Origin of the sequence: Streptomyces sp. NPDC047085 (assembly GCF_040643735.1) — a bacterium.
Classification (GTDB): domain Bacteria; phylum Actinomycetota; class Actinomycetes; order Streptomycetales; family Streptomycetaceae; genus Streptomyces.
The window spans coordinates 272,449-295,075 of the sequence record NZ_JBEYUW010000001.1 but is presented as its reverse complement, the minus strand read 5'-3'; the positions used below and the strand labels follow the sequence as shown (position 1 = coordinate 295,075).

The 22,627-nt window shown below is 73.0% G+C and carries 15 protein-coding genes and 1 pseudogene; 6 read left to right on the top strand and 10 right to left on the bottom strand.

The genetic code is table 11. The features are described from left to right. Window positions 1-86 precede the first annotated feature (86 nt). On the bottom strand, window positions 87-632 hold the full coding sequence (locus ABZ865_RS01115) for a DUF1697 domain-containing protein (RefSeq protein WP_361222162.1): 546 nt from the start codon (window positions 630-632) through the stop codon (window positions 87-89). Window positions 633-1,256: 624 nt separating this feature from the next. Between ABZ865_RS01115 and ABZ865_RS01110 the strand changes: the two genes are divergently transcribed. Then, entirely contained in the window at window positions 1,257-3,518 is a 2,262-nt protein-coding gene (locus tag ABZ865_RS01110; protein ID WP_361222160.1) for an MMPL family transporter, read from the top strand. A gap of 72 nt (window positions 3,519-3,590) precedes the next feature. Here the strand turns inward: ABZ865_RS01110 and mgt are convergent. Further along, a pseudogene (gene mgt, locus ABZ865_RS01105) lies at window positions 3,591-4,839 on the bottom strand (macrolide-inactivating glycosyltransferase). 77 nt (window positions 4,840-4,916) lie between these two features. Here mgt and ABZ865_RS01100 point away from each other — a divergent pair. After that, complete coding sequence (locus ABZ865_RS01100) at window positions 4,917-5,780, top strand: aminoglycoside phosphotransferase family protein (protein WP_361222158.1); 864 nt, start codon at window positions 4,917-4,919, stop codon at window positions 5,778-5,780. Between the two features lie 60 nt (window positions 5,781-5,840). Here ABZ865_RS01100 and ABZ865_RS01095 read toward each other — a convergent pair whose 3' ends face one another. The 4 genes from ABZ865_RS01095 to ABZ865_RS01080 all read right to left on the bottom strand — a co-directional run bounded on the left by ABZ865_RS01095 (window position 5,841) and on the right by ABZ865_RS01080 (window position 10,221). Continuing rightward, window positions 5,841-6,563, bottom strand: coding sequence for a 3'-5' exonuclease (locus tag ABZ865_RS01095; RefSeq protein WP_361222156.1), 723 nt, complete (start codon window positions 6,561-6,563; stop codon window positions 5,841-5,843). 101 nt (window positions 6,564-6,664) lie between these two features. Next, window positions 6,665-7,903: an SAV2148 family HEPN domain-containing protein gene (locus ABZ865_RS01090; RefSeq protein WP_361222154.1), complete on the bottom strand. Its 1,239-nt coding sequence runs from the start codon at window positions 7,901-7,903 to the stop codon at window positions 6,665-6,667. Window positions 7,904-8,004: 101 nt separating this feature from the next. Beyond that, window positions 8,005-9,342 carry a copper amine oxidase gene (locus tag ABZ865_RS01085; RefSeq protein ID WP_361222152.1) on the bottom strand — a complete coding sequence of 446 codons (1,338 nt, stop codon included), beginning with the start codon at window positions 9,340-9,342 and terminating at the stop codon, window positions 8,005-8,007. Window positions 9,343-9,405: 63 nt separating this feature from the next. Next, window positions 9,406-10,221 (bottom strand): Tat pathway signal sequence domain protein, encoded by an 816-nt coding sequence (locus ABZ865_RS01080; RefSeq protein WP_361222150.1) that lies wholly within the window; start codon window positions 10,219-10,221, stop codon window positions 9,406-9,408. 196 nt (window positions 10,222-10,417) lie between these two features. Between ABZ865_RS01080 and glgX the strand changes: the two genes are divergently transcribed. The 3 genes from glgX to ABZ865_RS01065 all read left to right on the top strand — a co-directional run bounded on the left by glgX (window position 10,418) and on the right by ABZ865_RS01065 (window position 16,527). Continuing rightward, window positions 10,418-12,628 (top strand): glycogen debranching protein GlgX, encoded by a 2,211-nt coding sequence (gene glgX, locus ABZ865_RS01075; RefSeq protein ID WP_361222148.1) that lies wholly within the window; start codon window positions 10,418-10,420, stop codon window positions 12,626-12,628. Window positions 12,629-12,732: 104 nt separating this feature from the next. Then, a complete protein-coding gene (treY, locus tag ABZ865_RS01070) occupies window positions 12,733-15,141 on the top strand; it encodes a malto-oligosyltrehalose synthase (RefSeq protein ID WP_361222146.1) in 2,409 nt (802 codons plus the stop codon). Between the two features lie 135 nt (window positions 15,142-15,276). Further along, window positions 15,277-16,527, top strand: coding sequence for a M14 family zinc carboxypeptidase (locus ABZ865_RS01065; RefSeq protein WP_361222144.1), 1,251 nt, complete (start codon window positions 15,277-15,279; stop codon window positions 16,525-16,527). 214 nt (window positions 16,528-16,741) lie between these two features. Here the strand turns inward: ABZ865_RS01065 and ABZ865_RS01060 are convergent, their stop codons facing one another. The 3 genes from ABZ865_RS01060 to ABZ865_RS01050 all read right to left on the bottom strand — a co-directional run bounded on the left by ABZ865_RS01060 (window position 16,742) and on the right by ABZ865_RS01050 (window position 19,217). Further along, window positions 16,742-17,155, bottom strand: a complete 414-nt coding sequence (locus ABZ865_RS01060; RefSeq protein WP_361222142.1) for an SSI family serine proteinase inhibitor — start codon at window positions 17,153-17,155, stop codon at window positions 16,742-16,744. Beyond that, window positions 17,152-18,537: a M14 family zinc carboxypeptidase gene (locus tag ABZ865_RS01055; RefSeq protein WP_361222140.1), complete on the bottom strand. Its 1,386-nt coding sequence runs from the start codon at window positions 18,535-18,537 to the stop codon at window positions 17,152-17,154. The genes ABZ865_RS01060 and ABZ865_RS01055 overlap by 4 nt, the downstream gene beginning before the upstream one ends. A 128-nt stretch (window positions 18,538-18,665) precedes the next feature. After that, window positions 18,666-19,217 (bottom strand): DUF1707 and FHA domain-containing protein, encoded by a 552-nt coding sequence (locus ABZ865_RS01050; RefSeq protein ID WP_361222138.1) that lies wholly within the window; start codon window positions 19,215-19,217, stop codon window positions 18,666-18,668. 174 nt (window positions 19,218-19,391) lie between these two features. Between ABZ865_RS01050 and treZ the strand changes: the two genes are divergently transcribed. After that, complete coding sequence (gene treZ, locus ABZ865_RS01045; RefSeq protein ID WP_361222136.1) at window positions 19,392-21,137, top strand: malto-oligosyltrehalose trehalohydrolase; 1,746 nt, start codon at window positions 19,392-19,394, stop codon at window positions 21,135-21,137. Between the two features lie 490 nt (window positions 21,138-21,627). Here treZ and ABZ865_RS01040 read toward each other — a convergent pair whose 3' ends face one another. Further along, window positions 21,628-22,611 carry an aminoglycoside phosphotransferase family protein gene (locus ABZ865_RS01040; protein ID WP_361222134.1) on the bottom strand — a complete coding sequence of 328 codons (984 nt, stop codon included), beginning with the start codon at window positions 22,609-22,611 and terminating at the stop codon, window positions 21,628-21,630. Window positions 22,612-22,627: the final 16 nt, after the last annotated feature.

Sequence of the window (22,627 nt, the reverse complement as noted above, 5' to 3'; positions counted from 1 at the left end):
CCGCCGGCCGTCACACTGACAGTTCTCTTCGATCCTACGTCCCGTCAGGAGCGCGGTCGAACAACGGCTACAGGAGCGACGGACCGTCAATCCACCGTCATTTCAACGAGTTTGAGCACGGTGTTCCAGTTCCGGCTGGTGGCGATCAGCCCCTTGGTGAGCCGGGGCCGGGACAGCGCCTCGGCGAGCTTGGAGCGGCCGAGGCCCTCCGGGGCGTACAGGTACAGGCAGCGGTCGCCGAGGCGGAACTCCTCGGGGAGGTGGGCGGCGGGGTCGATCTCCGCGAAGCGCTCGGGCGTGACCGGGGCGGAGAAGTAGGTGACGTGCAGCTGTTTGGGCGCCAGTTCGGCGGCCGGGAAGGGACAGGCGTCGGCCACCGCCTTCAGGTAGGCGTGGTCGCGCACGATCACGTCGACGGAGAACCCGAACCGCTCCTCGACGGCCCGGCCCAGCTCGGCCGCCAGGGAGTCCTCGTCGCCGTGGCCGGTGGTGAAGACGGCCTGCCCGCTCTGCAGATGGGTGCGTACGCCGTCGTAGCCGAGGCCGGTCATGAGGGTGCGCAGGTCGGCCATCGGGAGCTTCCTGCTGCCGCCGACGTTGATTCCGCGCAGCAGCGCCGCATAGGTCGTCATCCCGACACCATAGAGCGGCCGTCGTGCCCCGTGGGGGCGAGCACGACGGCCGCGCCCGGGGCGTACCGCCGGGCTGCGCGAAACTCTGACCGATCAGGCCGGTGCGGATCAACACCTGGATCAACACCTACACGCAGCTGTGATTTGTTCAACAAGGTTTCGTATTCACAAAGTGGATCTCTGTCGGCGGATCGGACACCGGGCGACCGGGAAGGGAGAACCGGAGGCCGGGACGAGTAACTCCGGCGGTCGCGAGGCGGCGTCCCCGGCGGTCGCGAGGGAGCATTCCCGGCGGTCGCTCCGGGGCGTCCCCAGTGGTCGTGACGGGGCACACCGGGTAGTCGCCACGGGCCGCCCTCGGCGGACAGGAGGGGGCATCCGAGGCGAAAGGGACGGCGCCTCCCCCCGCTCGGCCGGCGCATCCCCGAGACCCACCCCCGAGAACCCCCGATAGATGTAAGGGGCCATCGTCCTCCCCAGCGGTGAGCCGGGCCCTTCGGACTTCACCGAGCAGCACGACGAGACGTCCTTATCGGGCCCATACCTTCGAATCGAACGAAGTCAACGGAGTGAAACGACGTGGCGGCTGGGGGCCGTCACCGCACACAAGGGGGCAATCCCGTCATGGGGAACGGAGATTCGCGGGTGCGGGCGCGGGGGCTCGCGGCCCGCGCCGGCGGCTGGAGCGCGCGGCACCGATGGGCCGCCGTCGGCATCTGGGTGCTGTTCGTGGTGCTGGCGATGGGGCTCGGCTCGGCGGCGGGCCGGGTCGACGTCGACGAGGCCGACCAGCTCAAGGGCGAGACGCACACCGCCGCGAGGATCATCGACGACGCGGGGATCGAGCAGCCGGCCGGTGAGACCGTCCTGATCCAGGCGAAGGACGGTTCCGGCAAAGCCACGGACGCCGAGTTCAAGGCCGCCGTCGCGGACGTCGTCAAGGCGGTCGAGGGCACCGGCAAGGCCACGGATGTCACATCGCCCTACGACACCGGGACGATCTCCAAGGACGGGCGCAGCGCCCTGGTGCAGTTCGACATGCGCGGCGACGCGAAGACCGCCGCCGACCGGGTGGAGCCGGTGCTGAACGCCGTGGCCGGGGTGCAGAAGGCCCACGGCACGCTGCGGATCGAGGAGATCGGCGGCGCCAGCATGCAGAAGCAGTACAAGGACGCCTTCGGGGACGACTTCCAGAAGGCGGAGTACTCGGCGGTGCCGGTCGCGCTCGGCATCCTGCTGATCGCGTTCGGCGCGCTGGTGGCGGCGCTGCTGCCGGTGGGCCTGGCGATCACCGCGATCATGGCGACGATGGGCCTGATGGGCCTGGTCAGCCATCTGCAGCCGATGAGCGACACCGCCAACTCCGTGATGCTGCTGGTCGGCATGGCCGTCGGCGTCGACTACTGCCTGTTCTACCTGCGCCGTGAGCGTGAGGAGCGGGACGCCGGGCGGGACCCCGGCACCGCGCTGCGGATCGCCGCCGCCACCAGTGGCCGCGCGGTGATCGTCTCCGGTGTCACGGTGTGCGTGGCGATGGCGGGCATGCTCTTCACCGGTATCTCCACGTTCGAGGCGATGGGCCTGGCCTCCCTGATGGTGGTGGCGGTCGCCATGGTCGGCTCGGTCACCGTGCTGCCCGCGCTGCTGTCGCTGCTGGGCGAGCGGGTGGAGAAGGGCCGGATCCCGTTCCTCGGCCGGCGCCGCAAGAAGACGGGCGCCGACCAGGGCAGCCGGTTCTGGACCGCCGTGCTGCGCGGTGTGCTGGCCAAGCCGCTGATCTCCGTCGTCGTGGCGGCCGGTGCGCTGCTGGCGGTGGCGGCGCCCGCGCTGGGCATGAAGACCCAGCAGCTCACGCTGGACCAGGAGTTCGGAGACTCGCTGCCGATCGTGCAGACCTACAACCACATCAACGACGCGTTCCCGGGCGGCTCCGAGCCGGCCCAGGTGGTCGTCAGGGCCAAGGACATCAACGCCCCCGAGGTGAAGCAGGCGCTGAACGACTTCAAGCAGCGGGCGATCTCCTCGGGTGCCTCGCGCGGCCCGGTCGACATCAAGCTGCACGAGACGCAGAACGTCGCCGTGGTCTCCGTGCCGCTGGTCGGCGGCTCCGACATGGACCAGGCGATCAAGAGCCTCGACAAGCTGCGCGACGAGGTCCGGCCGGCCACCCTCGGCAAGATCGACGGCGTCCAGGCGCCGGTCACCGGGCAGGTCGCGGGCAACAGCGACTTCAACGACCAACTCATCGGCTCGGTCGTCCCGGTCTTCGCCTTCGTGGTCGTGTTCGCCTTCCTGTTGATGCTGCTGTCGTTCCGGTCGCTGACCGTCGCCATCACGTCGATCGTGCTCAACCTGCTGTCGGTGGGCGCGGCCTACGGCATCCTCGTCGCGGTCTTCCAGCACGGCTGGGGCGCCTCGCTGGTGGGCGCCGAGGGCGTGGGCGCGATCGTCTCCTGGCTGCCGCTGTTCCTCTTCGTGATCCTGTTCGGCCTGTCGATGGACTACCACGTGTTCGTGGTCTCCCGGATCCGGGAGGCGCGGATGCGCGGCCGCAGCACGAAGGACGCGATCCAGCACGGCGTGGTCACCACGGCCGGCGTCGTCACCAGCGCCGCCGTCATCATGGTCGCCGTGTTCGCGATCTTCGGCACGCTGTCCATGCAGTCCATGAAGCAGATGGGCGTCGGTCTGGCCGCCGCCGTCCTGATCGACGCGACGGTCATCCGCGGTGTGCTGCTGCCGGCCGTGATGGCACTGCTCGGCGAGCGCAACTGGTACCTGCCGAAGTGGCTGCACCGGCTGCCGGACCTCACCCACGACGAGTCGCCGGAGCCGGTCGCGGCGGCGGCCCCCCTGCACGGTGAGGGCGAGCGGCTGAGCGTCTGATCCCGGCCCCCCGGGCGCCAGAGGGCCCGTCGGTTCCCGCGAGGGAGCCGACGGGCCCTTCGCCGTGCGGAGTCAGCCCGGCAGCTCCGCCTCGATCAGGTCCGCCGCCCGCCGGGTTCCGCCTTCCTCGGCCATCTCCGCCTGGATCCCCTTCAGCCGCCGGGCGACCTCCGGGTCGTCGACGAGGGCCAGGGCGGCCTCGCGCAGGCGCTCCGCGGTGGCCTCCGCCGTGGGCAACTGCCGGGCGACACCGAGGGACTGGAGCATGTCCGCGTTGCCGAACTGGTCGACGGCCTGCGGTACGGCGATCATCGGGGTGGCGGTGGCAAGACCCTCCTGGCTGCCGCCCGCACCGGCGTGCGTGACGAACAGGTCGGCCTGCCGCAGGACCGCCAACTGCGGTACCCAGTCGCGCACTTCTACATGGGCCGGTACGTCGCCCAGCTCGGCCGGGTCCACGTGCCGGCCGATCTGGAGGACCATGTGCCAGCCGGGCAGGTCCCCGAAGGCGCGTACGCACTCCCGGTAGAAGGCGGGCTGCTTGGTGAAGGCGGAGCCGAGGGAGACGAGCACCACCTTCTCGGCGCCGGCGGGCCGCCGCCAGTCGCCCTGGTCGGCGCGGTCGCCCTGGCAGGCGCCGACGAAGGTGTGCACCCGCTCGTCGACCCGGTCGGCATGCGGCTGCAGGGCCTTCGGGATGAGGACGAGGGAACGCGCGGGGCGGCCGGCGAAGGGGTCGGGATGCTGAGTGATGCCGTTGTCCTTCAACCAGGCCTCGAAGCGGGCGTAGTAGGCCCGACCGCGCTCGGTCTTCCTCGGCTCCGCCCACATCGGCTCGGCGACCTCCTCCTCGTAGCCGTCCCAGGCGACGAGGTTCGGCGAGAGGGAGATCGCGGGCACGCCCCAGCGGTGGGCGAGGACGCGGGCGGGGTAGGAGGCGATGTCGTGCAGGACGAGGTCGGGCTCGTCGCCGTCGTAGGCCTCGATCAGCTGGGGCAGCGCCTGGATCGCGTCGTCCAGGAAGGGCTCCACGTTGTCGAGCAGGGTGCTGCCCCATGCCTCGGGGTCGGCGTCGGGGCCGGGCAGGGTGGAGGTGTAGGTCACGGGGCGGGCGCCGGTCGCGGCGGCCTTGTCGGCGAGGGCCGGCGGGATGGCGTACGTGACCCGGTGGCCCCGGGCGACGAGTTCGCGGATCACCTCCAGGCTGGGGTTCACATGGCCGTGGGCGGCGATGGAGAACATGGCGACATGAGCGGGGGTGGTCCTGGTGGTCATGCGACCGAGGCTAAACGAGACGAGACGTCTCGTTCAATTCGATTATCGAGGTCGTCCGAATGCGAGACTGGCCCCGGACCGGACGGACACGCAGGGCACGGAAGAACGGCACGGAGGCGGACGATGGACGAGGCACGGGCGCGGGACGTACTGGCCGCGGCGGAGGTGCTGCCGGGCACGGCACCGGACGCCCGGCTCCTCGCCCTCGGCGAGAACGCGGTGTTCGCCTCGGGCGGCCTCGTCGTCAAGGTGGGCCGCGACGCCGAGCTGCTGGAGCGGGCCCGCCGGGAGCTGGAGATCGCCGGCTGGCTGGAGGAGGCAGACGTACCGGCCGTGCGGGCGGCCGAGCCGAAGCCCCGGCTGGTGGACGGACACCCGGTGACCGTGTGGCACCGGCTGCCCGAGCCGGTGCGGCCGGCCGAGCCCGGGGATCTGGCCCGGCTGCTGCGGATCGTGCACGCACTGCCCACTCCCCCCTTCGCGCTGCCGCCCCGCGATCTGCTGGGCGGCGTGGAACGCTGGCTGCGGCTCGCGGGCGCCGCGATCGACCCCGGGGACGCGGCCTACCTGCGGGAGCGCCGGGACGGCTTCGCGGCGGCCGCGGCCGCGCTGACGCCCCGTCTGACGCCGGGCCCGATCCACGGGGACGCGCTGCCCCGCAATGTGCACGTCGGCCCCGAGGGCCCGGTCCTGGTCGACCTGGAGACCTTCTCCGCCGATCTGCGCGAGCACGACCTGGTGGTCATGGCCCTCTCCCGCGACCGCTACGGCCTGCCCGCCGAGGCGTACGACTCCTTCACCGAGGCCTACGGCTGGGACGTGCGCGAGTGGGAGGGCTGCGGAGTGCTCCGCGGAGCGCGGGAGACCGCCAGCTGTGCGTGGGTGGCCCAGCACGCACCGGCCAACCCGAAGGCGCGGGCGGAGTTCGAGCGCCGGGTGACGTCGTTGCGGGAGGGGGACGAGACGGTGCGGTGGTATCCGTTCTGAACCGGTGAGGAGGAGTTCCCGAAGCGGTGGGCAGGGGTTCCCGAACCGGTGAGGACGGGCTCAGACCTTCTCGTCCGCCAACTCCCGCAGCGGCCACGTCCCGTCGATCACCGCGTCCGGCTCCCCCTTGCGGCGCAGGAAGTTCTGGAAGTCCTCCGCCCACTCCGCGTACCACTCGATCTGGCTTCGGTGCAGGTCGGCCGGGGCCATGGCGGCGATCTTGGGATGCCGGGCGGCTATCGCGGAGGCGAGGCGCGCGGCGGCGAGGGCGTCGGCGGCCGCGTTGTGGGCGGCGTCAAGGACTATGCCGTACTCGGCGCAGACCGCTTCGAGGTTGCGCTTGCCGCGGCGGTAGCGGTCGACCCGGCGGTCGATGGTGTAGGGGTCGACGACCGGCGCGGGCAGGGCACCGCCCAGCCGGTCGGAGAGGGACGGCAGGCCGTGGCGGCGCAGTTCGGCGGAGAGCAGGGTGAGGTCGAACGCCGCGTTGTAGGCGACGACCGGCACGCCCGTCTTCCAGTAGGAGACCAGCACGTCCGCGATGGCGCCGGCCACCTCGTCGGCCGGGCGGCCCTCGGCCGCCGCGCGTTCGTTGCTGATGCCGTGCACCGCGACCGCGTCGGCCGGGATCTCCACGCCCGGATCCGCCAGCCATTCCCGGCGCCCCATGGGCTCACCGGCCCTGACCTCGATCACCGCGCCGGTGACGATGCGCGCCGCACGCGGATCGGTCCCGGTCGTCTCCAGGTCGAAGCCGATCAGCAGCTCCTGGTGCCAGCCCATGGGCGGCCCCCCTTCTTGGTGGTGCTTTCCCCCAGTGGCCTCCACCATCGCACGCGGCACTGACAATCCGAGGACCGCGTTCCGCTTACCGGATGGACAGTTCAGGACACCGGGCGCGAATCAACCCAAGCCAGCTCGAATTCCTCGCGATATGTAGGGAAGAGCCCGGATTCCCCCACGTCGTCCGACCTGACCACCCGGCTGCCGCCCCGCAGCACCAGCACCGGCGACTCCATCCCGCGCGCCCCGCGCAGATAGGACTGCACCACCGCGATGCCGTCGGAGCCGTCCCCGTCCACCAGGTAGGCGGTGAAGCGAGGCGTCTCGTCGTACACCTGGATCTCGAAGGCGCCCGGGTCGCGCAGCCGGGACCGCACCCGGCGCATGTGCAGGATGTTCATCTCGACCGAGCGGCTCAGTTCGCCCCGTTTCATCCCCAGTTCGCGCTCGCGGCGCTTCACGGCGCTGGAGGCCGGGTTGAGGAAGAGCAGGCGCACCCGGGTGCCGGTCTCGGCGAGCCGGACCAGACGGCGGCCGGAGAAGTTCTGCACCAGCAGGTTGAGGCCGATGCCGATGGCGTCGAGGCGGCGGGCGCCGCCGAAGAGGTCCTCCGCCGGGAACTGGCGCATCAGCCGCACCCGGTCGGGGTGGACCGCCACGACGTCCGCGTACCGGTCGCCGACCAGGTCCTCGACCGCGTCCACGGGCAGCCGGCGCGCGGAGGGCACGTCGCCGCCGGTGCCGAGCAGTTCCAGCAGCCGGGCCGAGGCCCGTTCGGCCTGGCCCAGCACGGTCTCGGACAGGGCCCGGTTGCGGGAGACGACGTTGCGGGTCACCTCCAGCTCGTCCAGGGCGAGTTCGACGTCCCGGCGCTCGTCGAAGTACGGCGCGAAGCACGGCCAGTGCTGCACCATCAGCTCGCGCAGCTGGGGCAGGGTGAGGAAGCTGAGCACGTTGTCGTCGGCCGGGTCGAGCAAGTAGCCCTTGCGGCGGCTGACTTCGCGGACGGCGACCGCCCGCTGCACCCACTCCTGCCCGGCCGGGCCGGCCGCGGCCACCACCCATTCGTCGCCGTGGACGGGCTCGTAGACGGGACGCAGGACGGCGGCCACGACCGCGCGCAGCCGCTGTTCGACGAGGTTCAGCCAGATGTACGCCCGGCCGGCCCGCTGGGCGCGGGTGCGCACCTCGCGCCAGGCGTCGGCGTCCCAGTCCAGTTCCGGCCCGATGGACCCCGCGTCCATCGGACGGGCCAGGGACACCGCGCCGGGCGGGACCTCCGTGGAGTTCCCCTCGTGACCCTCGTCACCAGGGGGCAGCTCCAGCCCTCCCGAGCCCACCCGCGCACCGCCTTCCGTCCCCGGTCATGCCCCGTCCCAACGATCAAGGAAGGGTACTCCGGGAGCGGTCGGCGGTGCAGCCGGATGGACAGGTCGGTTTCTCAACTGCGCGGCCGCCAGTGGCCGTTCTGCCACCCCAGCTCGTCGGGAGTGAGCGGATTCATAGCCGTGACGTCGCGCGGAGCGATGGCGAAGCCCTGCCAGTGGATCGGCATGGGCTGCTGGTCCTCGTCCCGTGCGATGTGGTGGAAGCCGACGTTCATCCAGACCACCGGGTGAGTCAGGGTCTGGCCGTTGACCCACTTGTCGACGGACTTGCCCGCCCCGGCCGGGCAGGCGCCCGGGTTGTTGCTGGCGAACTGCTCGCACTTGTTGTACTCGGTGAAGTACACGTCGTGCCGGGTGAAGCTGCGGCCCGGGTACTTGGTGGTGGGTCCGGGGACGATCTCGTACGAACGGGCGTGCCCGTCCTTGTTCTTGCCGGTCGCGCTGACCATCCGCCACCAGCGGTAGGTCTTGTAGTCGCCGCCGAGTTCCTTGGTGACCGGGGTGCGGGTGGTCTTGTTGGTGGGCGCCTGGCGGCCGGGGGCGGGCGGGGTGACGGCCGAGTCGTACTGCTCGACCTTCGTCTTGGAGGAGCCGTCGAGGCCGAAGTCCAGCCGCCAGAAGACGTTGTGGCTGTGGCTGGTGGCGTAGGCCTTGGCGCCCTTGCCGATGGGCCAGCCGCGGCCGTCGCCGGCGTCGTAGTCGTCGTAGGAGAGGCTGCCGGTGGCGCCGACGTTCATGTTGACGGTGCCGTCGTCCTGGAAGCGCCACTCGGTCATGTACTCGTACCAGCCGACCTGGTTGACCGTGTAGACGAGCAGGTCCTTGCCCTGGGTCTGGAAGACCTTGTTGGCGCTGTCGCCCTGCATGCGATAGGCGTGGCCGCGCGAACGCGTGGTCGTGCACAGGCCGTTGACGTTCTCGTGCTCCGGGTCCCAGGCGTCGGGGACCTTGATGGTCTTGATGGTGCCGCCGGGGCACTCGCCCGGCGCCAGGTTCACCAGGCCCTGGGCGAAGCCGAAGCCGGTCAGGTCGTCGTACTCGACGCTGCCGTCGTCGTAGGGGACGTCGATCTGGGCGAGGCGGGCGCTGTTGAGGACCTTGATGGGCTGGGCCTCACCCTTGGGCTGGTAGGAGACGTTCTCCAGGACGAGGCCGGCCTTGCTGTCGTAGCGCCAGCACATCCGCCAGGTGGTGCCGGTGGAGAGCTTCTGCTCGATCCGGTAGGCGGCGCTGCAGTCGGCGGCGGCCGCGCCCGCGGCTCTCGGCTGGGTCTTCGGCTGGGCCGCGGCCGGTCCGGCGCCGGCCGTCGCTCCGGCGGCCAGTGCGGCGACGGTGAGGCCGACGGCCGCGCGCGTGCGCGTGCGGGCACGCCTGATGCTGTTCTCACGCATGAAGAAGTGGCTCCCTTGCAGGCCTTGCAAGTTGGAAAAATGGACGAACTGGAACCGCCGGGCTCAGTGGCGGTCGAGCCTGGCGACCTTGCGCGCGCTCAGGTCGACGACGAACCACCGGGCGTCGATCCAGGGGCCGTTCTTGACCTTCGGGAACAGCCGCACGCAGCGGTGTTCCCCGCACTTGTCGAGCGCGCCGGGCTGACCGCCCGGGATGGCGCGGTAGACGGCGCCGTTCAGCAGCAGCTGGTCCGGGGAGGTCAGTTCGTGGCCGGTGGCGTCCTTGTAGTCGGCCTTGAGGTCGGCGCCCAGCGGGTCGGCGATCAGCAGCCTGGCCGCCTCGGCGTTCTCGGCCCGGCTCAGGGGCGGCTGGACGCCGTGCTGGCGGGTCGTCCGTTCGACCTTGCCGGTGTCCAGGTCGACCGTCCTGGTGACCAGTTCGTCGGTCTTGTAGTCGTAGAAGGTCACGTCCGCCCGGCGTGGCGCGTTCGGGTCGTCCAGTTCGTCCGCCGTGGCCGGGTCGGCGAGGTCGACGCCGAGGCGCTGGGGGCCCCGGCCGCCGTCGACGGTCTCGCCCGCGTTCAGCAGCTGCCCGTTCAGGGCAATCTTCTCGACCCGCCGGATCTCGTCGCCGGTCAGCGGGTCGCGGCCCGTGCCCTTCTTCCCCTCGGCCGGCGCCCGCTCCACAACGCCGGGCCGGACGGCGTCCGGCCCCTGCCCCGCCTGCTGCCCGGCCTGTGTGCCCCCGCCCTTGCCGCCTCCCTCGTCCGCTCCCGCCGTGCCCGGCAGGGTGATCCCGACCATCACCGCGGTCCCGGCCACCGCCAGGGCCGCACCCGCCACCACCTTGCCCAGATGGCGGCGCACTATCTCGTGCACATCTTCCCCCTACTCCCCCGACATCCCTGGGAGTACGTGTTGCCCCACTGGTTCGGCGCACGGCGGCTGGTCGGGCCGCCGTGCGCACTGGTCGGCCGGTAAGAGGGGCGTGAGCCGGGAGAGGTTCCGTCACTTTCGGGCAGACTCGGAGCCAACGCGGCCCCGGCGGGGCGGCACACCTGGAAGAGTCGTGTCCATGCAGGTCTGGCCTGGAGAGGCGTATCCGCTCGGCGCCACCTATGACGGCGCCGGAACCAACTTCGCGGTGTTCACGGAGGCCGCGCACCGAGTAGAGCTGTGTCTGCTGCACGACGACGGCTCGGAGACGGCGGTGGAGCTGCGCGAGAGCGACGCGTTCGTGCGGCACGCGTACGTGCCGGGCGTCATGCCGGGACAGCGGTACGGGTTCCGGGTGCACGGCCCGTACGACCCCGGCCGGGGGCTGCGCTGCAACTCGGCGAAGCTGCTGCTCGACCCGTACGCGAAGGCGGTCAGCGGGGAGGTCCGGTGGGGCGAGGAGGTGTACGGCTACCACTTCGGCGCCCCCGACCGGCGCAACGACCTGGACTCGGCCCCCCACACCATGACCTCGGTGGTGATCAACCCGTACTTCGACTGGGGCGACGACCGTCCGCCGCGCACCGGGTACCACCACACGGTGATCTACGAGGCCCACGTCAAGGGCCTGACCATGCGCCACCCGGGCCTCCCGGAGGAACTGCGCGGCACGTACGCGGCGCTCGCCCACCCGGCGATCATCGAACACCTGACCAAGCTCGGTGTGACGGCGCTGGAGCTGATGCCCGTCCACCAGTTCGTGAACGACCACCGGCTGGCCGACCTGGGCCTGCGCAACTACTGGGGCTACAACACCATCGGCTTCTTCGCCCCGCACAACGCGTACGCCTCCTGGGGCGACCGCGGCCAGCAGGTCCTGGAGTTCAAGTCGGCGGTCCGCGCGCTGCACGAGGCCGGGATCGAGGTCATCCTGGACGTCGTCTACAACCACACCGCCGAGGGCAACCACCTGGGCCCGACGCTGTCCTTCAAGGGCATCGACAACCCCTCCTACTACCGGCTCGCGAACGACCCCCGCTACTACACGGACACCACGGGCACCGGGAACTCGCTGCTCATGCGGTCCCCGCACGTGCTCCAGCTGATCATGGACTCGCTGCGCTACTGGGTGACCGAGATGCACGTCGACGGGTTCCGCTTCGACCTCGCGGCGACGCTGGCCCGGCAGTTCCACGAGGTGGACCGGCTGTCCTCGTTCTTCGACCTGGTGCAGCAGGACCCGGTGGTCTCCCAGGTGAAACTGATCGCCGAGCCGTGGGACGTGGGCGAGGGCGGCTACCAGGTGGGCAACTTCCCGCCGCTGTGGACCGAGTGGAACGGCAAGTACCGCGACACGGTCCGGGACCTGTGGCGGGGCGAGCCGCGGGCGCTGGCCGAGTTCGCCTCCCGGCTGACCGGCTCCTCGGACCTCTACCAGGACGACGGCCGCCGCCCGCTCGCCTCCATCAACTTCGTGACCTGCCACGACGGCTTCACCCTGCACGACCTCGTCTCGTACGACCAGAAGCACAACAAGGCCAACGGCGAGGACAACCGGGACGGCGAGAGCCACAACCGGTCGTGGAACTGCGGCGTCGAGGGCGAGACCGACGACCCGGACGTGCTCGCGCTGCGCGCCCGCCAGATGCGCAACTTCGTCGCCACGCTGATGCTGTCCCAGGGCGTGCCGATGATCAGCCACGGCGACGAGTTCGCCCGCACCCAGCGCGGCAACAACAACGCCTACTGCCAGGACAACGAGCTGGCCTGGGTGGACTGGCCCGAGGACGGGAACGCGGACGGGACCGGGACCGGGGACGGGGACGGGGACGGGGACGGGGACGGGGACGGGGACGGGGACGGGGACGGGGATGAGGACCGGGACAAGGGCGGCGGCGACCTGCTGGAGTTCGTCCGCGCCATGGTGTGGCTGCGCCGCGACCACCCGGTGTTCCGCCGCCGGCGCTTCTTCCACGGCCGCCCGGTGGAGGGCACCCACGACGAGCTGTCCGACATCGCCTGGTTCACCCCGGAGGGCCGGGAGATGACCCAGCGGGACTGGGACTCGGCGCGGGCGTCCGCGCTGACGGTGTTCCTGAACGGCAACGCGATCTCCGAGCCGGGGCCGCGCGGGGAGCGGATCAGCGACGACTCCTTCCTGCTGATGTTCAACGCCTCGCCCGGGCCGCTGGACTTCGTCGTACCCGTCGACCACGGACGGCAGTGGCAGGTCGTCGTCGACACGGCCGCCCCGGACGGGGTGCCGTCGGGCACGGGTCCGAAGGTCGCGGCCGGCGACCGCATCACCCTGCCCGACCGCAGCATGACGGTGCTCCAGCGGCCGGCCTGACCTCCTCCCCGCCGCCGCCCGGCACGTACGCCGGACGGGCGAGGGCGGGGACGCGTGCGGGGGCCGATGACACGAAAGGGGGCGGGCTGGGTACGTAGGTCACCATGACCTCTGCGCGACCCGGACCGGGGGTGCCCACGGCCACCTACCGGCTGCAGCTCCAGCCCGCGTTCCCGTTCGCCGCCGCCGCGGCGGCCGTCCCGTACCTGGCGTCGCTCGGCGTCTCGCACCTGCACCTGTCCCCCGTCCTGGAGGCCGTCCCGGGTTCCACGCACGGGTACGACGTCACGGACCACGCGCGCGTGCGCGAGGAACTCGGCGGCGAGGAGGGGCTGCGCGCGCTGGCGCGCACCGCGCGGGAGCACGGTCTGGGCCTGGTGGTGGACATCGTGCCGAACCACATGGCCATGGTGCCCCGGCACAACCACGCCCTGTGGGAGGTGCTGCGGGAGGGTCCCGGGTCGCCGTACGCGCGCTGGTTCGACATCGACTGGGAGGCGCAGGACGGCCGGCTGCTGCTGCCCGTGCTCGGCGGACCGGTCGGCGCCGAGCGGGACCACCTGGTGGTCGACGGCGGCGTCCTGCGCTACCACGACCACGCCTTCCCGCTGCGCGAGGGCACCGAGGACCTGCCGCTGCCCCGGCTGCTGGACGCGCAGTGGTACCGCCCGGTGTGGTGGCGCCTGGCCCGCACCGAGCTGAACTACCGGCGCTTCTTCAGCATCTCGGAGCTGATCGGGGTCCGCGTGGAGGACCCGGCGGTGTTCGAGGCCACCCACGCCACGATCCTGCGCCTGCTGAGGGAGGGGGTGATCGACGGGCTGCGCGTCGACCACCCCGACGGGCTCGCCGACCCGGACGGCTATCTGCGGCGGCTGCACGAGGCGACCGGCGGACGCTGGACCGTCGTGGAGAAGATCCTCGCCGACGGCGAGCGCCTGCCGGCCTCCTGGCCCGTCGCGGGCACTACGGGTTACGACGCCCTGCGCCAGGTCGACGGCCTGTTCACGGACTCCGCCGGCGCCGGTGAACTGCTCGACCGCTACCGGGGTTTCGCGGCCCCGCAGACGGACCGGGGCGGCGACTGGGCGGCGACGGTGCGGCGGGCGGCCTACAAGGTGCTCACGCACGAGCTGGCCGCCGAGACCGACCGGCTCACCCGGGTGGCCGACCGGCTGTGCGGCGCCTCGCCGGACCTCTCGCTGCGCGACCGGGCTCCCTGGGCGCTGCGCACCGCCCTGGAGGAGCTGCTGGTACGGATGCGGGTCTACCGGCCGTACGCCTCCGAGGACGCCTCCGCCGTCGTCACCGAGGAGTCCGCCGAGGAGGCCCGACCGGCCTTCGTGGTGCCCGAGGAGGCCGGGGCCGTCGACGTCGTACGCCGGCTGCTGGTCGAGCCCCTCGGCGACGGGCCGGCCGTGGACCACGCGGACCGGACGGAGCTGTACACGCGGTTCGCGCAGACCGCGTCGGCGCTGCGCGCCAAGTCCGTGGAGGACACGGCGTTCTACCGGTACGTGCCGCTGCTGTCGGCGACCGAGGTGGGCGGCGATCCGGGCCGTCCCGGTGTGTCACCTGAGGACTTCCACGCGTACTGCGCGCGCGTGCAGCGCGACTGGCCGGTCACCGGCACGGTCGTCACGACGCACGACACCAAGCGCAGCGCCGACGTACGGGCGGCCCTGGCCGTGCTCACCGAATGCCCGGGGCGCTGGGCGGAGTTGCTCGCCGAGGTGAGCCGCGACGAGGAGGCCGTCCCGGACGGGCAGCTGGCCTGGGCGGCCTGGCAGACGGTGTTCGGGCTGGGCCCGGCGGAGGAGGAGCGGATCCAGGGGGCGCTGCTGAAGCACGCGCGCGAGGCGGGCCTGTACACCAGCTGGACCGAGCAGGAGCCGCCGTACGAGGAGGCGGTGGCGGCCTTCGTCGCGGCCGGGCCGTGCGGGCCGCCGGGTGAGCGCGTGGCCGCCTTCCGCAAGGCGCTGGAGCCGCACATCCGGGCCAATGTGCTCGGCACCGCCCTGGTCCATCTGACGATGCCGGGGGTGCCGGACGTGTACCAGGGCACGGAGAGCGAGTACCGGGCGCTGGTGGACCCGGACAACCGGCGGCCCGTGCCGTTCCCGCCGGAGGCGCCCGGTGAGAAGGACGCCCTGACGGCGGCGGCACTGCGGCTGCGCGCCCGGCGGCCCGCCGCCTTCGGCCTGGCGGCGACGTACGCCCCGCTCGCCGCGGACGGCCCGGCCGCCGGTCACTGCGTGGCGTTCGCCCGCTCCGGCGAGGTGGTCACGGCGGTGACCCGGCTGTCGCTGCGGCTGGCGGCGGCGGGCGGCTGGCGGGAGACACGGCTGCCGCTGCCGCCCGGGCGGTGGGCGGACGTACTGGCACCGGGACGGGAGTTCACGGGGCAGGCGCGCGTGGCGGACCTTTTCGAGGGGCTCCCGGTGGCACTGCTGGAGCGCGTCGGGGACGGTGGCGGGGAGCGCGGCGGGGCGGGCGGCGGGGCGGAGGGCTGAGCGGCGAGTGCGTGGCGCCCGGCACGCCGTGGAACGCGTCCGGGCGCCCCCTGGAGCCTCCCCCTCCATGTGCTTGACAGTTCACCCATGCCGTGCGGCACTTGGAGGGCGACGCCAGGCAGACACAAATCGGGGGTGAGTCTCCTGCCGGAGCTGCGCTACCCCAGCGTTTCCGAACTGGTCGCCTTCGCAGGGACGTTGGCCGCTCAGGAGCCCGGACTGTGCACGCTGCGTCAGGTGGGCCTCTCGCGGGCCGGCCGGCCCCTGCACCTCTTGTCGGTAGGGCACGCCCGGCGGGCCGTGCTGGTGGTGGCGGGCGCCCACGCCAACGAGCCGACCGGGGGCTCCACCCTGCGGATGCTGGCCGAACGGGTGTTGGCGGAACGGGAGTTACGAGCCGGGACATCCTGGCACTTCCTGCTGTGCGCCGACCCGGACGGCGCGAGTCTGCATGTGACACCGGCGCCGCGCAGCCTGCTCGACTACCACCTCGGCTTCTACCGGCCGACGGGCGCGGAACAGCCCGAGTGGGCGCCGTCGGTGCTGCCCCCGGACCGGCTGCCGCCCGAGACGCGGGCGCTGACCGGCGTCATCGACGAGCTGCGCCCCTATCTGCAGGTGACCCTGCACGGCACCGATCTGGGCGGCAGCTGGGTCCAGCTGACGAAGGACGTGCCGGGACTCGCCGAGCCGTTCGCCAAGTCGGCGGCGGAGCTGCACATTCCGGTGGAGACGGGCGCCTCGGACGCGGCGGGCTGGCCGTCCTCCGGGCCGGGCGTGCACGTCATGCCGGGCCCGGACTCACGGGTCGCCTACCCGAGCATGCCCGACGACGCGCGGCACAGCACCTGGTACCACGCGCACCGCTACGGCGGCCTGACGGCGGTGGTGGAGGTGCCGATGTGGGCCAGCGACCTGGTGGACGACCCGGCGCCGCACCCGGCGCCGGCGGCGGCCATGGGGCGGCTGGCCGCGCGGCTGCTGCGGGACTCGGTGGAGGTGGAACGGGTGCTCGCCGACGCGCTGCCCCGGCTGGACGGCGCGGACGGGCCGCTGCTGCGGGCGGCCCGCTGGGCCCTGGGGCTCATCCCGGGCCTGGCACAGGACTGGATCCACACCCAGCCGGCCGGTACGACGATGGCGTACGTCGGCAGTGTGGACGCCTTCGGGCGACGGCTGCCGCTGCGGGCGGCGGCGATGCTGCTGCGGGTGCTGCGGGAGACGGACGACCGGGCGGCGCCCCGGCTCGAACAGCTCGTCGCCACCTGGTGCGAGGCCTTCGCCGATCGCTTCCGGGCCCGCTGGGTGCCGTTGGACCACCAGGTGGAACATCAGGCCCGGACGGTACTGGTGGCGGCCCGGCAGGCTCGTGAGCATGTGGCGTGAGGCGCCATGCGCGGATCGCGTGGGGGCTCTGAGGGGTGGGTCTGAGACCCCGTGTGCGGATGGCCTGCGGGCCCTGAGGGTGGCCTGAGGGCCCCTGCGCGGATGCCTGCGGGCCCTGAGGGTGGTCTGAGGGCCCCTGCGCGGATGGCGTGAGGGGCCTGAGCGGGTGGCGTGGGGGTCGTGCGCCACCCGCCGGCTTCGTCGGCGGCGGGGCTCAGCCGTCCAGGGCGAACACCCATCCGGTCCGCGCGTTCATGACGCACCTGCTGGTGTACGTCTCCTGGAAGGAGATCGTCCGCCCGTTCCACCGTCCGTACGCGCGGGCGGTCACGGGGGCGTAGATCATCGTGCAGAAGACGTTCTTCTGCGGGATGCGGGCGATGTCGCCGTCGTCGGCGGCTAGTTCGGCGCACGCCTCGGCGGCGTGCGGGTGGCCCAGGGGCGGGTCGCACAGCAGCAGGGTGCCGCGCGTGTCGCCGGACTGCGTTTCGCCGCGGGTGACGGTCAGGTGGAGCCAGTTGCCAGCCTGCGCGTCGCGGGGCGCCGCCTGGGCGGGGCTCGCGGCGACGAGTCCGGCGGCGGCCAGCAGGGCGCCGGCGGCCGCTGTCGCTCGGGTGAGGTACGTCATTCCCGGTGCATCGGCACGACCTCCTGTGTTCCCCACCCCGGCTCACCCGAACGGGAGCCCACGCGCGCGTGGCCGAGCGCCAGTTCGAACGCGCCCAGGACGACGCGGGCCTGGTACTCGGCCTGGCGGGCGACCGGGATCCAGCAGGCGCCGAAGCCGTCGCGGTACTCGGCGCACCAGGAGTCGATGAGGCGGTCCAGGAGCGGCAGGGCGCCGGTCGGGTCGTGGCCGGTGCCGCGCACGAGCCGGTGCAGCAGCCCGGCGGTGCGCAGCGCCAGACGGCGCCCGGAGATGCGCAGGGCGGCCAGGTGGGCGTTGCTGAGCGGCGGCAGCGGGCGGGTGCCCAGGGTGTCGGGAGTGCCGGGGGCGGCGGTGTCGGGGTCCCAGGCGTCGGCGAGGCCGGGGCAGACCAGCAGGTAGTCGTCGACCGGCGCGAGCAGGCGGGCCGCGTCCGGCGCCGCGGCCAGCCGGGGGCGCACGGCGGCCAGGATGTCCGTCAGGATGCGGCTGTCGTGACGCAGCGCCCGGCTGACGGCCCGCAGCTCCGCGTCCCGGTCGGCGGGCGGGGAACCGTCCTCGACGCAGGCCACGCCCCACATGGGGGCCTCGACGACCGCGGTGACGGTGCCGTGCCGGTACGGATGGAACCAGGTGGACTCCACGGCTGCCTCGGCGATGGCCGCGGCCAGGTCGCCGCGGCGCGGCGGCGGGATGTGGTAGACGGCGGGGTCGACGGTGGGCCAGTACAGGGTGTCGTAGGCGCCGAGTTCGCGCGGGATGCCGAGGGCGGCGGCGATGCGGGCGAGGCGCCCGCCGAGGCCGGGCAGGTCGCGGGTGAGCTCCACGAATCCGCCGCCGACGTCGACGCCGTGCAGCGAGCACTGCAGGAAGGGCCGCAGTTCGTCCTGGAGGCCGAGCAGGGCACGGGTCTCGGGCAGGGCGGCGGCCTCGGCGCCGTCCGGCAGCCATTCGGGCTGCTCGAGGAAGCCGGGCCGGAAGAAGTTCCGGAAGTAGTGGCCGAGGGTGTAGGGACCGGCCAGCCAGCCCTCGTTGCGCCGGGAGCCGTCCGGGTCGAGGCAGAGCAGCAGGTTCCAGGTGGTGTCGGCGTCGTCGGTGATCCCGGGGTCGGCGAGAGCGCGTTCGGCGAGGGTCAGGACCGTGGCGCCGCCGACGGGTTCGTTGGCGTGGGGTCCGGCGACGACGAGTACCTGGCGGCTGCCGTGGCCGACCGACAGCAACCAGAGCGGCGTTCCGGCGCGGGAGGTTCCCACGCGGCGCAGCACGGCGTCCCTGGGGTGGCGCGCGGCGAGCGCCGCCGCCCGCGCGGTCAGCTCGTCCACGGACGGGTAGCGGAGGAGGGGCGGCAGAGCACACCTCCACACAGTGAGGCCATCGGTTTCACCGGATGCACACGAGACGCACACGGCGTACGCACAGTCAGTCACGACTCGTGACGTACGTCAACACCACGGCATGCAAAGCAGTTTCCGCCATGATGGCCGAAAGCGTCTCAGTGCGCAGCGAGCCGGAACGCCATCCGCCCGAACCCCACCAGATCGCCCTCGCGCACGACGACGGAGCCGACCACGCGGCGGCCGTTGACCGTGGTGCCGTTGGTGGAGCCGAGGTCCCTGAGGACCCACAGGCCGCCCTGCCGGCGCAGTTCGGCGTGCACCCGGGAGACGGTGTCGTGGTTGAGGCGCAGCCCGTTGGCGGGGTCGCGGCCGATGCGCAGCGGATGGCCGTGGTCCGGGTGCGGCAGGAGCAGCTTGGGCAGCCGCTCGGCCTGCCAGGCCAGGCGCAGCCGTACGGTGAAGCCGGAGACGGCCTCGACGGTGCCGAGCACCGCCCGGGAGAACCGGCTCTGGCGGGGCAGGTCGGCGGTGAGGACGGCGAGTTCGTCGGCACGGCGAGCGGCGAGCGCGAGTTCCATGCGGCGCACGAACGTGTCGTGCGACAGCCGGCCCATCGCGACGCCGTCTCGCAGCACCTGCAGCACCTTGTCCCGCTCCGCGTCGGAGAGCCGCGCGGGGTATGTGGGGAACTCGAAGGACGACGTCACGCTCGTGATTGTCGGTCAGTGAACCCCGGGTGTCCAGAAACGGCGGAACCGGTGCCCACGCGCGTGCACTTCCGCGACACCCGCCGGAAAAGGCCGGATCCGAAAGCGGATTGATCGTTTTCGGGGCACGATGGACGCGCTACATCACGGTGAGCAGACGAAGGGGAACCGTCCGTGCAGTTCGAGGTGTGGGCACCGCAGGCAGACCGTGTGACGCTCCAGTGCGACGACGCCACGCGCGCGTTGGAGCGCGATCCCGGGCGGGCGGGATGGTGGACCGGGGAGGCGGCGGCCGGGGACGGCTCGCGCTACGGCTTCGCGCTGGACGACGGTCCCGTACGGCCCGATCCGCGCTCGCGCCGCCAGCCGGACGGCCCGGACGGCCTGAGCGCGGTCGTCGACCACGAGCGGTACGCGTGGCGTGCCCCGTGGGCGGGGCGCGGACTGCCGGGCGCGGTGCTCTACGAACTGCACGTGGGGACATACACCCCCGAGGGCACCCTCGACGCCGCCGCGGACAGGCTGGGGCATGTGGCCGAACTCGGGGTCACCCACGTCCAGTTGATGCCTGTCTGTCCCTTCCCCGGGCGGCACGGCTGGGGGTACGAGGGGGTGTCGCCGTGGGCGGTGCACGAGCCGTACGGCGGTCCCGAGGCGCTGAAACGGCTCGTGGACCGGGCGCACGAGCTGGGTCTCGGGGTCGTCCTGGACGTCGTGCACAACCACCTGGGCCCCTCGGGCAACCATCTGCCCGCGTTCGGGCCGTACTTCACGGACACGCACCACACGCCCTGGGGCTCCGCGGTGAACCTGGACGCGCCCGGCTCGGACGAGGTGCGCGCGTACTTCCTGGGCAGCGCGCTGGCGTGGCTCAGGGACTACCGGCTCGACGGGCTGCGCCTGGACGCCGTGCACGCGCTGCACGACACGCGCGCGTGCCACTTCCTGGAGGAGCTGTCCGCGGCGGTCGACGGTCTCGCCGAGGAGGTGGGCCGGCCGCTGTTCCTGATCGCCGAGTCCGACCTGAACGACCCGCGGATCATCGCCCCGCGCGCGGAGCACGGCCTGGGGGTGCACGCGCAGTGGAACGACGACTTCCACCACGCCCTGCACACCGCGCTGACCGGGGAGTCCCAGGGGTACTACGCCGACTTCGCGCGCGCCCCGCTCGCCGCGCTCACCAAGACGCTCACCGGCGGCTGGTTCCACGACGGCACGTACTCCGGCTTCCGGGGCCGCAGCCACGGCCGCCCGCTGGACCGCGCGCGCGTGGGCGCCCACCGTCTGCTCGGCTACAGCCAGACCCACGACCAGGTCGGCAACCGCGCCCAGGGCGATCGGCTCGCCGCCCTCGTCTCTCCCGGTCTGCTGGCCTGCGCGGCCACGCTCACGCTGACCGCGCCGTTCACACCGATGCTGTTCATGGGCGAGGAGTGGGCTGCGGGCACGCCCTGGCAGTTCTTCACCGACCACACGGACCCTGAGCTCGCCGAGGCGGTACGGCGCGGCAGGCGACGGGAGTTCGCGGCGCACGGCTGGGCCGAGGGGGACGTACCCGACCCGCAGGACCCGGCGACCCGGGAGCGGTCCTGCCTCGACTGGTCGGAGCCGGAACGCGAGCCCCACGCGCGCGTGCTGTCCTGGTACCGGCGGCTGATCGCGCTGCGCCGGGAGCAGCCGGACCTCACCGATCCCGACCTCGCCGACACGAAGGTGGCGTACGACGAGGAGCGCCGCTGGCTGGCGTTCCGCCGCGGGGACGTCCGGGTGGCGGTGAACCTGGGCAAGGACCCCGCGGCGATCCCCCTGGGCACCGACCACCTGGAGGTCCTGGCGGCCTGGGACCAGGTGGACACCCCGGGCCCGGACGGCCTGCTCCAGGTGCCGGGCGAGTCCTGCGTGGTGCTGAAGCAACCCTGAGCGGGGGCGTGCGGGCGCTGGGGGTGAGCCGTCGAGGGAACACCGCGTCGGCCAGGTCCCGGCGCGCGACTGCGCCGGGCGAGCCGCGCCGGGCACGCCCGGGAGGACACCTCGCCCGAAGCCGCGGCAGGGCGCAGGCCCGGTCCGTGCGGCGGCGGACGGGCCGGGCGTTGCCGGGCCTCAGGGGACGGGCCGTCGGATTGCCACAGTCGGCCCAATCGCGGCGCGACACCCTGCAGGCGGTGGCTGGGGCTGTACGGGGCCAGCAGAACGCCTCGCGCGCGGCGGTGACGCGGCCCATGGCCCAAGGCATTCCGGGCCCCCTGAACGCCCGCCGGAAGGCACGGCCGGCCTGTTGCGGACGCGGCACCACGCGAACCGTGCCGGGCGGGCCGGGCATGCCCGGGGAGGGTGCCACACGCGGAGGGGCGGCGCGGCCCAGGCCCGGTCCGTGCGGTGGCGGGTGGGCCGGGGCCGGGGTGAAGGGGGCCTAGGGCTCTGCCTCGTCGTCCTTGAACTCGCTGACCCGCTCCAGCAGGATCGGTTCCCAGGCGCGGCGCAGCTGGGTTCTGAGCAGGGGCAGGGAGCCGGGGGCGCGGCCTTCGAGGTGGTCGGTCAGGCGGATGACGGTGTCGCAGCGGGCGAGCCACAGGCCGCGCAGGCAGGGGCGGGCGCCGTAGCCGGCGAGGGTGGCGGCGCGGACGGCCGCCGGGGAGCCGACCGCGACCGCGAGCCCGGCGATGTCCTCTGCCGGGTCACCGATCGCCGCCTCGGTCCAGTCCAGGATGCCGCGGACCCGCCCGTCGGCGCTGACCACCACGTGCTCGCCGGTGAGTCCGTGGTGGGTGAGCACGGCGGCGCCGGGCTGCGTGGCGAGCTGCGCGGCGCCCGGCGGGGTGAGCTGGTGCAGCCGCGCGGCGTCGAACTCGTCGGCGGCGGCGAGCCGTTCGGCCGCGTGCACGGCCATGCGGCGCAGCGCCTCCAGGGACCGCGGGGCGGTGCGTGGCACGCCGAGCGTCTCGGCCTGCCGTACGGGCACCGCGCGCAGCCCGCTGAGCAGCCCGGCGAGGTCGGCCTCGCCGACGGCGGAGACGTCGTGCTCGTCCGCGGTGCCGCCGGGCAGCTTGGTGTCGAGCGTGTAGGCGAGGCCGGGCGCCCAGTCGCCGTGCGCGACGCTGGTCGGAAGGGCGACGGGGACGTGCGGGCGCACCACGTCCCGCAGGCGCAGCTCCCGGCGGCGGCGCACGGAGGCCTCGCGGTCGGGCGCGAGCCGCAGCACATGGCGGGTGCCGACCCACCAGGTGTGCTCGCGGCCCTCGGCGACCGGCCGGACGTCGGGTCCCGCGGTGCCGTTCGCGGTCTCCTTGCCCGCCGTGCCCTCCTTGCCCTCCTTGCTCGCCTTGAGGGTCTCCTTGAGCAGCGAACGCACCAGTCTGCGCACGGTGTCCGCGGTGGGTGTCGGTGCCTGGGTCATGGGTCGCGTGGTCGCC

Excerpts from the sequence above, each read along its gene's own strand:
- glgX (WP_361222148.1), top strand. The coding sequence starts at position 10,418 with ATGCAGGTCTGGCCTGGAGAGGCGTATCCGCTCGGCGCCACCTATGAC.
- ABZ865_RS01040 (WP_361222134.1), bottom strand. The coding sequence starts at position 22,611 with ATGACCCAGGCACCGACACCCACCGCGGACACCGTGCGCAGACTGGTG.
- treY (WP_361222146.1), top strand. The coding sequence starts at position 12,733 with ATGACCTCTGCGCGACCCGGACCGGGGGTGCCCACGGCCACCTACCGG.
- ABZ865_RS01110 (WP_361222160.1), top strand. The coding sequence starts at position 1,257 with ATGGGGAACGGAGATTCGCGGGTGCGGGCGCGGGGGCTCGCGGCCCGC.
- ABZ865_RS01095 (WP_361222156.1), bottom strand. The coding sequence starts at position 6,563 with ATGGGCTGGCACCAGGAGCTGCTGATCGGCTTCGACCTGGAGACGACC.
- ABZ865_RS01115 (WP_361222162.1), bottom strand. The coding sequence starts at position 632 with ATGACGACCTATGCGGCGCTGCTGCGCGGAATCAACGTCGGCGGCAGC.
- ABZ865_RS01060 (WP_361222142.1), bottom strand. The coding sequence starts at position 17,155 with ATGACGTACCTCACCCGAGCGACAGCGGCCGCCGGCGCCCTGCTGGCC.
- ABZ865_RS01100 (WP_361222158.1), top strand. The coding sequence starts at position 4,917 with ATGGACGAGGCACGGGCGCGGGACGTACTGGCCGCGGCGGAGGTGCTG.
- ABZ865_RS01085 (WP_361222152.1), bottom strand. The coding sequence starts at position 9,342 with ATGCGTGAGAACAGCATCAGGCGTGCCCGCACGCGCACGCGCGCGGCC.